General features: G+C 68.1%; 9 protein-coding genes. 6 read left to right on the forward strand and 3 right to left on the reverse strand.

Going from position 1 to position 12753, the window contains the following annotated elements; translation table 11 throughout:
• The first annotated feature begins 17 nt into the window (after positions 1-17).
• From dnaE to DEJ01_RS11590, 3 genes are all read left to right on the forward strand, one after another.
• A complete protein-coding gene (gene dnaE, locus DEJ01_RS11580) occupies positions 18-3497 on the forward strand; it encodes a DNA polymerase III subunit alpha (protein ID WP_071245757.1) in 3480 nt (1159 codons plus the stop codon).
• Positions 3498-3508: 11 nt separating this feature from the next.
• Positions 3509-3859: a DUF2200 domain-containing protein gene (locus tag DEJ01_RS11585; RefSeq protein WP_111047157.1), complete on the forward strand. Its 351-nt coding sequence runs from the start codon at positions 3509-3511 to the stop codon at positions 3857-3859.
• 143 nt (positions 3860-4002) lie between these two features.
• Positions 4003-4659 carry a hypothetical protein gene (locus DEJ01_RS11590; RefSeq protein ID WP_258375699.1) on the forward strand — a complete coding sequence of 219 codons (657 nt, stop codon included), beginning with the start codon at positions 4003-4005 and terminating at the stop codon, positions 4657-4659.
• A 59-nt stretch (positions 4660-4718) separates the two neighbouring features.
• Here the strand turns inward: DEJ01_RS11590 and DEJ01_RS11595 are convergent, their stop codons facing one another.
• Together DEJ01_RS11595 and DEJ01_RS11600 are read right to left on the reverse strand one after the other, a co-directional pair.
• Entirely contained in the window at positions 4719-6173 is a 1455-nt protein-coding gene (locus tag DEJ01_RS11595; protein ID WP_111093045.1) for a glycosyltransferase family 2 protein, read from the reverse strand.
• Positions 6170-7540: a glycosyltransferase family 4 protein gene (locus DEJ01_RS11600; RefSeq protein ID WP_111093046.1), complete on the reverse strand. Its 1371-nt coding sequence runs from the start codon at positions 7538-7540 to the stop codon at positions 6170-6172. Before DEJ01_RS11600 ends, DEJ01_RS11595 begins: the two co-directional genes overlap by 4 nt.
• Positions 7541-7708: 168 nt before the next feature.
• Here DEJ01_RS11600 and DEJ01_RS11605 point away from each other — a divergent pair, with 168 nt between their 5' ends.
• From DEJ01_RS11605 to DEJ01_RS11615, 3 genes are read left to right on the forward strand one after another with little or no spacing between them, the layout of a single operon-like run.
• Entirely contained in the window at positions 7709-8530 is an 822-nt protein-coding gene (locus tag DEJ01_RS11605) for an ABC transporter permease (protein WP_111030339.1), read from the forward strand.
• Positions 8527-9255, forward strand: a complete 729-nt coding sequence (locus DEJ01_RS11610; protein WP_258367169.1) for an ABC transporter ATP-binding protein — start codon at positions 8527-8529, stop codon at positions 9253-9255. Before DEJ01_RS11605 ends, DEJ01_RS11610 begins: the two co-directional genes overlap by 4 nt.
• 32 nt (positions 9256-9287) lie before the next feature.
• On the forward strand, positions 9288-9986 hold the full coding sequence (locus DEJ01_RS11615; protein ID WP_258375700.1) for an acyltransferase: 699 nt from the start codon (positions 9288-9290) through the stop codon (positions 9984-9986).
• Here the strand turns inward: DEJ01_RS11615 and DEJ01_RS11620 are convergent.
• Positions 9920-12649: a CDP-glycerol glycerophosphotransferase family protein gene (locus DEJ01_RS11620; RefSeq protein WP_111093047.1), complete on the reverse strand. Its 2730-nt coding sequence runs from the start codon at positions 12647-12649 to the stop codon at positions 9920-9922. The two genes, DEJ01_RS11615 and DEJ01_RS11620, sit on opposite strands and share 67 nt — an antisense overlap.
• Between the last annotated feature and the right edge of the window lie 104 nt (positions 12650-12753).

Genomic DNA, 12753 nt, shown 5'->3' on the forward strand with positions numbered 1-12753 from the left:
TGCACAGCGAGTACTCGATGCTCGACGGTGCCGCCAGGCTCTCCGACCTCGTGGCGGAGACCGCCGCGCAGGGGATGCCCGCCGTGGCGGTGACCGACCACGGCAACATGTTCGGCGCCTTCGAGTTCTGGAAGGCCGCCAAGGCCGGTGGCGTCAAACCGATCATCGGGACCGAGGCGTACATCACGCCCCGCACGCACCGCTCGGACAAGACCCGTGTGCGCTGGGGTGACGGCGGGGGCGACGATGTGTCCGGCGCCGGCTCGTACACGCACATGACGATGTTCGCCGAGAACACCACGGGCATGCACAACCTGTTCCGGCTGTCGTCCAAGGCGTCGCTCGAGGGCTACTACTTCAAGCCCCGCATGGACATCGAGCTCCTGCAGGAGTACCACGAGGGCATCATCGCCACCACGGGCTGCCCCTCGGGGGAGATCCAGACGCGCCTGCGGCTCGGCCAGTACGACGAAGCGGTGCAGGCCGCCGCCGACTACCGCGACATCTTCGGCAAGGAGAACTACTTCGCCGAGGTCATGGACCACGGCCTCGAGATCGAACGCCGGATCATGAGCGACCTGATCCGCCTGGCGAAGGACCTCGACATCCCGCTGGTCGGCACCAACGACCTGCACTACACGCACGCCCACGACGCCAAGTCGCACGCGGCACTGCTCTGCGTGCAGTCCGGCTCGACCCTGAACGACCCCAACCGCTTCAAGTTCGACGCCGACGAGTTCTACCTGAAGACCCCGGCGCAGATGCGGCACGTCTTCCGGGACAACCTCGAGGCCTGCGACAACACGCTGCTCATCGCGGAACGCTGCAACGTCGAGTTCGACACCTCGGCCAACTACATGCCGAAGTTCCCGGTGCCCGAGGGCGAGACCGAGCACTCCTGGTTCGAGAAAGAGGTCGCGAAGGGGCTGGACTACCGGTACCCGGACGGCATCTCGAAAGAGGTGCAGGACCGCGCCGACTACGAGGTCGGCATCATCAACCAGATGGGGTTCCCGGGCTACTTCCTGGTGGTCGCGGACTTCATCAACTGGTCCAAGAACAACGGCATCCGCGTCGGTCCGGGTCGTGGCTCCGGTGCCGGCTCGATGGTCGCGTACGCGATGCGCATCACCGACCTCGACCCCATCCGGCACGGCCTGATCTTCGAGCGGTTCCTCAACCCGGACCGCGTCTCGATGCCCGACTTCGACGTCGACTTCGACGACCGGCGCCGCGGTGAGGCGATCAAGTACGTCACCGAGAAGTACGGGTCGGAGCGCGTCGCGCAGATCGTCACGTACGGCACGATCAAGGCGAAGCAGGCGCTGAAGGACTCCTCGCGCGTCCTCGGGTTCCCGTTCGGCATGGGCGAGAAGCTCACCAAGGCCATGCCGCCGCCCGTGATGGGCAAGGACATCCCGCTCACCGGGATCTTCGACAAGGACCACCCGCGCTACAAGGAAGCCGTCGACGTCCGCACCGTGGTCGAGACCGACCCCGAGGCGAAGACCGTCTTCGACACCGCACTCGGGCTCGAGGGGCTGAAGCGCCAGTGGGGCGTGCACGCGGCCGGCGTCATCATGTCGAGCGATCCGCTCATCGACATCATCCCGATCATGAAGCGGGAGCAGGACGGCCAGATCGTCACGCAGTTCGACTACCCGGCAGCAGAGTCGCTCGGCCTGATCAAGATGGACTTCCTGGGGCTCCGCAACCTCACGATCATCAGTGACGCCCTCGACAACATCAAGACGAACCGTGGGACCGAGCTCGACCTCGAGAACATGGGGCTCGAGGACCCCGAGGCGTACGCGCTCCTGCAGCGCGGTGACACCCTCGGCGTGTTCCAGCTCGACGGCGGGCCGATGCGTGGCCTGCTGCGGCTGATGAAGCCCGACAACTTCGAGGACATCTCCGCGCTCATCGCCCTGTACCGCCCGGGGCCCATGGGTGCGAACTCGCACACGAACTACGCGCTCCGCAAGAACGGCGAGCAGCCGATCACGCCGATCCACCCGGAGCTCGAGGAGCCCCTCAAGGACATCATCGGCACGACCTACGGCCTGATCATCTACCAGGAGCAGGTCATGGCCATCGCGCAGAAGGTCGCCGGGTTCTCCCTCGGCCAGGCGGACATCCTCCGCCGCGCGATGGGCAAGAAGAAGAAGTCCGAGCTCGACAAGCAGTACGCGGGCTTCCAGCAGGGCATGAAGGACAACGGGTACTCCGACGCGGCGATCAAGACGCTGTGGGACATCCTGCTGCCCTTCTCCGACTACGCGTTCAACAAGGCGCACTCGGCGGCCTACGGTGTGGTGTCCTTCTGGACCGCGTACCTCAAGGCGCACTACCCGGCCGAGTACATGGCGGCGCTGCTGACGAGCGTCGGCGACGCCCGGGACAAGCTCGCGCTCTACCTGAACGAGTGCCGCCGCATGGGCATCAAGGTGATGCCGCCGGACGTCAACGAGTCGATCGGCTTCTTCGCCGCAGTCGGCGACGACATCCGCTTCGGCATGGGTGCCATCCGCAACGTCGGGTTCAACGTCGTCGACGACATCGTCAAGGCGCGGACCGAGAAGGGCGCCTTCGAGTCGTTCCACGACTTCCTGCGCAAGATCCCGATCTCGTCGGCGAACAAGCGCACGGTCGAGTCGCTCATCAAGGCCGGTGCCTTCGACGAGTTCGGCGACACCCGCCGAGCCCTGGTGGAGATCCACGAGGGCGCGGTCGAGGGCGCGGTGAAGGTCAAGCGCGACGAGGCCCACGGCAACGTCGGGTTCGACTTCGACTCGCTCTTCGCCGAGGCAGCCGAGGACGCCCCGAGCGCCGCGGTGTCCCAGGTGCCGGACCGTCCGGAGTGGTCCAAGCGCGACAAGCTGGCGTTCGAGCGGGACATGCTCGGGCTCTACGTGTCCGACCACCCGCTCGCCGGGCTCGAGATCGAGCTCGCGAAGCACCAGTCGATCACCATCGCCGACCTGCTCACCGCCGACGACTCGATCGAGGGCGAGACGGTGACCGTCGCCGGCCTGCTGACGAGCGTGCAGCACCGGGTGGCGAAGACGAGCGGCAACCCGTACGGCATCGTCGACATCGAGGACTTCGGCGGCCAGATCGGCGTGATGTTCCTGGGCAAGACGTACCAGGAGTTCGGCCCGTCCCTGGTGCCCGACTCGATCGTCGTCCTGCGCGGCCGCGTCAACGTCCGCGACGACGGCAAGGCCCTGCACGCGGTGAGCATGTTCCAGCCGAACGTCGGCGACGCGATGGGCTCCGGCCCGCTCACCCTGTCGCTGCCGGAACGCCAGGCCACGACGACCACGGTGACGGAACTCGCCGCCGTGCTCGGGCGCCACCAGGGTGACACCGAGGTCCGGCTGAAGCTGCTCAAGGACGACGTCGCGCGCACGTTCGAGCTGCCGTTCCCGGTGAACCTGACCCCCGACCTGTTCGGCGAGCTGAAGAGCCTGCTCGGACCTCGCTGCCTGGTGTAGGAGCGTCGACCATGGCCGGTCACCGGATCTTCGGGACGCCCGTCGCGGACGTCTACGGGCACTACCTGGCGAAGGTGGAGCGGAAGGGCCACACGAAGGCGGAGCTCGACACCGTCATCGAGTGGTTGACCGGTTTCGACGACCGGGCGCTCGCGCAGCACCTGGCCGACCGGACCACGTTCGAGGACTTCTTCGCCGGCGCGCACCTCAACCCGAACGCCCCGCTCATCACCGGGGTGATCTGCGGGGTGCGGATCGAGGAGCTCGACGACCCGCTCATGCGGCAGATCCGGTACCTCGACAAGCTCGTCGACGAGGTCGCCAAGGGCCGGCCGATGGCGAAGATCCTCCGGACCGCGTGACCGACGGCCAGCCGGCACCACCGGATCCCGGAGTGCTCGCCGCGTTCGGTGCGGGAACAGCCACACCGGTGCCACTCGTGGGCGGCCGCGGCCGCTCCTGGCGGGCGGGCGACATCGTCCTCCGGCCCCACGACGGTGCGCTCGTGACGGACTGGCGCGCTGCGGTGCTCGCGGACCTGGGCCACACGTCGGCGTTCCGGACTCCGAGACCGGTGCCCACTCGCGCCGGTGCCTGGCGGTGCGGGGAGTGGGAGGCGTGGGAGTTCGTCGCCGGGGCAGCTGACGAGACCCGTGTCGACGACGTCATCCGAGCGGGTCGGGCCTTCCACCGCGCAGTCGCCGGCGTCGGGTGCCCCGCGTTCCTCCGGACGGCCGACCCCGAGACCGACGACCCGTGGCGTCGCGCCGACCGCATGGCCTGGGGCGAGGCACCACTGCCGACCGACCCGACCCTCGATCGCCTGGCCGCGGCGTTCCGTCCCGTCCACGCGCCGGCGCAGTTGGTCCACGGGGACCTGCTCGGCAACGTCCTGTTCGCGGAGGGACTCGCCCCCGCGATCATCGACTGGCCACCGTACTGGCGTCCGGCCGGCACGGGAGCCGCGATCGCCGCAGTCGACGCGGTCTGTTGGCACGGCGTGTCCGTCGACCGCCTCGACGATCTCGGCGAGGGCGAACACCAGTGGCGGCAGTTGCTCCTGCGTGCCCTCGTGTTCCGGATCGCCACGCTGCACCTGCTCGGTGCGTTCGACGGGGCCAGCGTCGCGCGACACCGCGCGGTCGTCGACGCACTCGCGTGACGGACGGGAGGCCCATGGCGGCGCCGCCACGGGCCTCCCGTCCGCTCGTCGGTCGTCGCTCAGGCGCCGCGGCCGGCGATCGCGCGGAGGCGGGCGACGATGCGCGGGTTGCGCGCACCGAACGTGAGCGCGGCGAGGCGTCGGGCCGACACCGTCGCGCGGTGCACCAGGAGCCCGGTCGCTTCGGCGATGTCCGAAACCGCGTGCCAGCGAGCACGCAGGGACGCCGGGTCGATCTCGTTCGCGGCGGCTGTGCGGACGAGCCGGACGAGGGCGTCCCCGTCGCGCCAGCTCGTACTCTGGTTCTCGAAGCGGCGCAGGATGCGGTCGATCGCCGACGCACGGTGGTTCGCGACCGCGTGTGACCACCGGACGTCCTGCGACACGGGGTCGACGAGGATCCAGCGGGGAGCGTTGGCGTTGAGCGCGGAGAGCTGCGCGAACGTGGTCAGGGCGCCGAGGGCGACCGCGACGTCGAAGATCTGCCGTGGCCTGCCCCCGACGGCGATCGCAGCGCCCGGGAACGCCTCACGGGCGTCTCGGATCTGCGACTTCGCGACGATGACCGTGACGACGACGTCATCCGGCGCTGCAGCGAGGGTGCTGCGGGTCCGGGCGATGACCTCGTGGGTCAGGTCGGCCGGGAGGTGCAGCGCCACGCGGACGACGTCGTCGTCGGGCAGGAACGCATCGGCGAACACGTCGACGGCGTCACGGTACCGGGCGAGGAAGAGCGCGATCGCGCCGCCGTAGAAGGGGTAGCGCTCGAGCAGGATCCGCTCGTGCTCGAGCCGGAGCGAGGGACCGCGATCCCCGCTGAAGCTCGTCGAGCCCGTGTGCAGGACCAACGCGCGGTTCGCCAACACCGAGGTGAAGCCGTGCTCGTTGATCCGCAGGCAGAAGTCGTTCTCCTCGCCGTAGCCGGGGGAGAAGACGTCGTCGAACAACCCGAAGCGGTCGACCATCTCGCGCCGGATGAGGAAGCAGAAGCCCATCGCCACCGGGGAGACCGTGTGCCGCGGGAGCAGGTACTTCGTCCGGCCGTGCAGCTCGCGGGTGCGGCGCGGTGCGAGGCTCGCGCGCGGGTTCCGCCGCGCGTAGGGGAAGGACGCGATGGTGGCGTTGTCGCTCCTCGCGCACACGACGCCGATCGAGTCGTCCGAGGCCAGGACCGCGGTCATCTCGTCCAGGAACCCCGGCATCGGGACGGTGTCGCTGTTGAGGAGCAGGACGTCGTTGCCCGTGCGGTCGAGCTCGAGGACCGCCCGGTTGCAGTTGCCGACGAAGCCGAGGTTGCGGCTGTTGCGGGTGTACTCGAACCCCTTGTGGTCACCGACGAGCTCGAGCACCCGGGCCTCGATCGCGTCGACGCGGGGGCCCATGTCGTTCGCCAGGAGCACGCGGTCGACGGCGAAGTCCACCGTCTCGAGCAGTGCCTCGATGCAGCGCTCGAGACCGGGGAGATCGTCGTAGATCGGGACCACGATCGTGACCGGACGACGGTCGCGCGTCATCGCCGAGCCAGCTTCCGGACGACGACGCCCGGCCGGGCGAGGAGTCGACCGACGGCCCCGGAGCGGGATCGCACGCGGCTCGCGAGGAGTCCGACGGCGGCTCTGGCGCTCGTCGCACCGAGCGAGGCGTACGCGCCGGGCAGCTCGAACCAGTAGCGCGCCGCCTGGGGGAGCCGGTAGCCCTCGGTGCCGACCAGCGCGACCAAGCGTGCGATGGCCGCCGCGTTGTCGTGGCCCGAACCCGTGACGGTGACGAGGCGTTCCGGTGCAGCCGCACCGTGCCTCCTGGCCGTGTCCGGGTCGGCCGCGTACGCCGCGAGGGCGTCGGCGAGGGCGTTCGTGTCGTCGGCCTCGACCAACGCGCCGGTCACGCCGGGCTCCACGAGTTCCGCGCTGCCGCCTTGGTGCGTGGCGACGACGGCCCTGCCGAGCGCCATGTACTCGGCGGTGGTGCGACCGAAGGCCTCGATGGTGGAGGGCGTGACGCAGACGTCGGCCGCCTGGATGAAGGGCGCGGGCGTGTGCTGCTCGCCAGCGAAGACGACGTGCTCGGCGACACCGAGCGCGCGGGCGCGGTCGGTGAGCCGCTGGTCCTCACCCGGTTGCTTCCAGCTCCCGACGAAACAGACGCTCGCGGTCACGCCTCGTCGGCGCAGCGCGCCGAGCGCGTCGACGACGCGGTGCTGACCCTTGGACTCCTCGACGCGGCCGAGGACCGTGATCCGGAGGCCGGGTTCTGCCTGCGGGAAGGGGGTGACGGCAGGCATGTCGTCCTTCGTCGCCAGGAGTCGGCTCGTGTCGACCGTCGGGTACGCGACGGAGAGCTTGTCGGCGGGGATGTACTGCGCCAAGTGCTCGCGCATCGCCTCGGAGTTGGTCACGACGGCGCCGGACAGCAGGCCGATGTCGCCGAGGACGCCCGCACGGCCCGTCTGGAACTGCAGGCCGTGGTCGAGGTCGCCGTACTCACGGACGAACCACGCCTGCGGGATCCCGAGGACCGCGGCGGCGAACGACGCCCACGGGGCGACGAGTGTGTTGGTGACGACGAGGTCCGGGCGCTCGCGCTCGTACTTCCGGATGATCGCGTTCACGGCGGCGTAGTCGACGGTCGCGAAGGCGGCGCGTTCGGCAGCCGGTGCGGGCTGTGGACTCGGCAGGGCCCAGCCGCGGAACCGCAGCGCGTCGTACGACCAGCCACGCTCGTCGAGGGCATCGATGAACTTGCCGCGCGGGGCCTTGGTGATGAAGGTCGGCGTCATGGCCGGGTCCTGCGCCTGCCAGTCCTCCACGAAGCGGATGAGTGACCGTTCCGCCCCGCCGAGGTTCACCGGCGCGGTGGAGTGGTTGGCGAAGCTGACGATCACCCACCAACCCTACTCAGGTTTCACCAGGTGTTCGTCTCCGCGGCACCCGCAGCGGACATGCGTCACCGAGTCGAACGTGGCAAGTGCAACCTTTGTGCGAGAATGTCTCGTCCCCGAATCCCTGTGAGGAGCGCTGCGTTGCGCCCCGGAGGAGCCTGCACCCGAAGCATGACGTACCTGAACGAGCTCATGTCGTCGCGGGAACTCCTGGCGAACCTCACCGCCCGCGAGGTCAAGGGCAAGTACCGCCGCACGGTCTTCGGGCAACTGTGGTCCCTGATCAACCCGCTCGCGACGATGCTGATCTACACGATCGTGTACTCGTTCATCTTCCGGGCGCGACTCGAGGTCGGCGACCCCAGCGGGCTCAACATCTACCCGCTCTGGCTCATGTGCGGGCTGCTGCCGTGGATCTTCGCGCGCAACGTCATCAACTCCGGCATGACGTCGATCGTCGCCAACGGCTCGCTGATCAAGAAGGTGTACTTCCCGCGGATGACGCTGCCGCTCGCGGCCGTCGGGTCCTTCGGGTTCACGTGGCTGGTGGAGATGGGGGTGCTGCTCATCGCGCTCGCGATCGCCGGGTCGAACTTCTGGCTCTACCTGCCGCTGATCGCCCTGACGATGGTGTTCCTCGCCATGTTCTCCGCCGGCCTCGGGCTGATCCTGTCGATCATCAACGTGCACTTCCGCGACATGCAGCACCTGGTCGGCATCGCACTGCAGATGTGGATGTACCTGTCGCCGATCATCTACCCGCTCTCGCTCGTCGAGGACGCCGCCAACAAGGCCGGACATCCGTGGATCATCCACGTCTACAAGCTCAACCCGATCGAGCGGTTCTCCGAGGTCTTCCGGAACCTCATGTACGACAACCGCCTCCCGAACTGGACCGACCTGGTCGCGTGTGCCATCGCCGGGTGCGCCTCGCTCGCGATCGGCTACGTCGTGTTCTCCCGCAACGAGAAGAAGCTGGCTGAACTCCTGTGAACGACTCCGCCGTCTCCGTCGAACACGTCTCCAAGCGCTTCCGCATGTACCACGAGCGCAACGACTCGCTGAAGAGCATGGTCATGCGCGGGAAGAAGTCCGTGCACGAGGACTTCTGGGCGCTGAAGGACGTGTCGTTCGAGGTCCCGCATGGATCGACCTTCGGCCTCATCGGCAAGAACGGGTCCGGCAAGTCGACGCTGCTGAAGTGCCTCGCCAAGATCCTCTGGCCGGAAGAGGGCTCGATCACCGCGCGTGGCAAGCAGGCGTCGCTGCTCGAGGTCGGCTCTGGGTTCCACCCGGAGCTCTCCGGTCGCGAGAACGTGTTCCTGAACGGCTCGATCCTCGGGATGAGCCGCAAGGAAGTGGCGCGGAAGTTCGACGACATCGTGTCGTTCTCCGGTGTGGGCAACTTCATCGATCAGCCGGTGAAGAACTACTCGTCCGGCATGTACGTGCGACTCGGGTTCTCCGTCGCCGTTGCGGTCACGCCGGACATCCTGGTCGTGGACGAAGTGCTGGCCGTCGGCGACGCGACGTTCCGCAAGCGCTGCCAGACGAAGTTCAAGGAGATGAAGGACGAGGGCCGCACGGTCATCCTCGTCTCGCACTCCATGGGGACCGTCAAGGACATGTGCGACCAGGTCGCCTGGCTCAACGAGGGCGAGCTGAAGATGATCGGCCCGACCAAGAAGGTCGTGTCGGCGTACGAGGCGACCGTCTGAGCGTGCTCCTGCGCTGCGCCTAGGCTGGAACCGTGCAAACGGATGTTGAGGAGCTGTCGGCCTACTCGGACGACCGCGGGAACCGTATCGAGTACGTCGGCCCGAAACGGGGGAACGTCAAGATCACGTTCCGCGGGTCGAACAACGTCGTGCGGGTCCACCGACGTGCGCGTCTCGGGCGGATCGTGGTGAGCATGGACTGCGACAACGGTCTGCTCGACATCGCGGAGAACCACGGTGCGCCAGCGTTCGTCGCGAACATCAGGATCGGGCAGGACTCGTCCGTGCTCGTCGGCGCCAACGCATCCACCACCGCCAACTGCGTGATCTCGGCGACGGAGGGGACGACCGTGCGGATCGGCGACGACGTCATGATCGCTTCGCACGTCCAGATCCGGGCGGACGACGCGCACCCGATCTTCGACGTCCGCACCGGAGCGCGGGTCAACGTGTCGAGGTCGATCGACATCGGTGACCACGTCTGGCTCGCACTCGGCGTCACGGTCCTCGGCGGTACCACCGTCGGGCGCGGCTCCGTGATCGGGACCGGGTCGATCGTGACGGGCCGGGTCCCCAATAACTGCATCGCCGTCGGGACGCCGGCACGGGTCGTGCGGCGCGACGTCGCCTGGGAGCGGCCGCACCTTTCGCTGAAGGAGCCCTTCTACAAGCCGGACGCGTCGACGGTCGAGCGTTCGCCGTTCTGGGAGCTCACCGAAGCCGACGACTGATCCTCGGCGGGCAGCGCGGCCTCGGGCTCGGCTGGTCGTGGCGCGCCCGTCAACCACTCCATCATCTGGATGACGCGTTCCGAATTGCGCCCGTCCCGCGTGACGAAGGTCCGTCGCGCCCGTTCCCGGAACGTGTCCGACGGGCGGAACCCGGCCTCTGCGATCCGTTCGACAGCGCCTTCCACCTCCCGGACGGACCCGGTGACCTCGCCGAACCCGGCTTCGTCGTAGTCGAAGTACCCGCGACGACCACTGTGCGAGCCGCCGAAGAACTCGCGGAGGTCGAAGTGGAAGTACACCACCGGGACGTCGATGAAGGCGGCGTCGAAGGCCAGCGACGAGAAGTCGGTCACGAACGCGGCACTCCGCGCGAGGACGTCCTGCACACCGTCGACGGCGAAGTCGAGGATTTCCACGTCGTCGGGCAGGTGGAAGTCGGTCAGGTACGGACGGAGGAGCGGGTGCGGCATGAGCGCGAGGCGCTTCCCGGTCCGCTTCGCGAGTGCGCGGAGCTCCGGCGACGACATGAGCGCCGTGTACTCCTTGGCGAAACGGCTCTCCATGAACCGGTCGTCACGCTCCCACGCTCCGGATCCTGCGACCTGCGCCCCGACGAGGTAGTGACGCCAGGTGGGCATGACGAGGATGAGGTCGCGCTCAGTTTCCTGCTTCGCCCGGCTCTTCTCGAGGAGCGCGTCGAAGCGGGGCAGCCCGGTCAGGACGACCTCGTGCTGGGAGAAGATCCACTGCCCGTGGCCCGCGATCGCGTCCCGCTCCTGCGGGGTCGAGACCACGAACAGGTCGGGTCGCTTCGAGTTGAGCCACCGCGACAGGTCGTAGTTGATCACGCCGTGCTGCAGGAAGGTGAAGTGGAACCGCGGCTGCCCGAACTTCGACGCGGGCAGGGGCTTGGTGACGAAGTCCGCGATGTGCGACGACGCGACGTGCTCGGCGTGGAGCATCAGTTGCACCCACTCGAGCGACCGGAATGCGATCATCCGGAACCCCTCGCGCTGCAGGCGGTCCCAGTCCTTGGAATCCCGGTTGAGCACGAAGTAGGCGTTGATGTCCGGACGGTGCCGTCGAACGTACCGGTAGGCGTGTTCCGCGTTGTCGTTCGCGTCCGTGTCCCGATCGATGAACACCCACGCGCCCTGGAACCGTTCGCGTGCGCGTCGCGTGCGGGCCAGCGTCGGTGCCAGGGCGTTCCGGAGTGCGGTCTTCTGCAGGGAGTTCCGGGTCTTGATCGCACGCTCGCGCACCGCTCGCCAGACGTGCTGCTTGTTGGTCAGCTCCACCTCGTTGGGATCGACCACGCGTCGGCGCTGCGCCAGGATCTGCGGTTCGAGCTGGCGGCGGGTCAGGGTTGCGTAGTGGTTCGGCACTTCACCCCGGGCGAAGACGACCTGCTGTCCGTCCACGTGCATCTCGGTGACGTGGCCCCGGGGGATCCAGATCACGCGTCGGCGAACCAGCGGCCGACCGTAGAAGACGAAGTCCTGGACGGTCTCGAACTCGGGGACGACCTCGTGTCCGTCGACAGCGATCTGTTCCGCCGGGATCTCGCCGGTGAACCAGTACTGGAGCTGCACGAGTTGGTGGGCCTCATCGACCTGAGCGAGGTTGACGGTGTTCGGGCGGTCCGGTTCGTCCCGGTACCCGACGAGCATCGCCCGCCGCACCGCGAACTCCACGGGCAGCAGGTCGAAGGAGCGCACCGCTTCCGGACCGACCCGCTGCAGGACCGCAGCCGCCAGCTCGTGGAACTCGTCGAACGCATCAGCGGGGGCGAGGGCCGAGGGCGACCGGATCGCACGCTCGCGCCGGAAGTACCCGACCAGGTCGTAGAGGACGGTGTTCGCCACCCAACGATCGATGCGTCCGCTCGCCGACGCCTCGTCGAGGAGCCCGAGGTGACCGTGACGGAGCACGTCGGTGTACTTCCGTCGGTCCTCGTGGCTGGTCTGCATGGTGGAGCTGCCATCGCCGCGCTGACGGTAGCGGTACTTGGCCGAGGCCATCAGACCGATCCGGTGCAGTCCGTTGCGGAGCAGGTAGCGCGCGACGAAGTGGGCGTCCTCGAACGTGGGTCGGACACGACCGTCGAACCGGAGACCCGCCGCCTCGACGAGGTCACGACGCATGAACGCCGCGTTCACGCCGGTCTGCACGATGGGGTCCAACCGCATGTCGACGATGCGCGATCCCTTCTCGAAGCGCTTGCGGGACGGGTGCCCGTCCGTCACGCCGCCGTCGTCGTCCAGGAGGAGCTGATGGGCCGCGAGGAGCGCGACATCGTCCGACGCGTGCAACTCGATGAACTTCGCGACCTCTTCGAAGTACCGTTCCTCCAGCTCGTCGTCGGCGTCGACGAAGGTGACCCACTGCCCGGTGGCACGGGTCAATCCGGTGTTCCGTGCGTCGGCGATCCAGGCGTTGTCCTGGTGGATCACGGTCACGTCGGCTCCAGCGGACCTGGCCCAGTCGTCGAGGAGCGACCCCGTCGAGTCGGTCGACCCGTCATCGACGAACACGAACTGCACACGGTCGTGGTCGAACGTCTGCCCTTCGAACGACCGCAGGAGCGTCGGGAGGTACCGTTCCACGTCGAGTGCCGCCACGACGACTGAGATGAGCGGTGTGGTCCGGATCGCTGAGTCCATCGGTTGATCGGCTCCCTGTCGTCGTGATGCACGTGCTGCGATAGTTTAGGGCTGAAGTCGAGGTTGGCTCGTCGCGCACTGCGCAACCCGAACGTGATGAACTC

This window comes from Curtobacterium sp. MCLR17_040, assembly GCF_003234735.1.
GTDB classification, from domain to species: Bacteria; Actinomycetota; Actinomycetes; order Actinomycetales; family Microbacteriaceae; genus Curtobacterium; species Curtobacterium flaccumfaciens.

Coding starts and splice junctions, on each gene's coding strand:
- dnaE (WP_071245757.1), top strand. CDS start 18: ATGCTCGACGGTGCCGCCAGGCTCTCCGACCTCGTGGCGGAGACCGCC.
- DEJ01_RS11585 (WP_111047157.1), top strand. CDS start 3,509: ATGGCCGGTCACCGGATCTTCGGGACGCCCGTCGCGGACGTCTACGGG.
- DEJ01_RS11595 (WP_111093045.1), bottom strand. CDS start 6,173: ATGACGCGCGACCGTCGTCCGGTCACGATCGTGGTCCCGATCTACGAC.
- DEJ01_RS11605 (WP_111030339.1), top strand. CDS start 7,709: ATGACGTACCTGAACGAGCTCATGTCGTCGCGGGAACTCCTGGCGAAC.
- DEJ01_RS11620 (WP_111093047.1), bottom strand. CDS start 12,649: ATGGACTCAGCGATCCGGACCACACCGCTCATCTCAGTCGTCGTGGCG.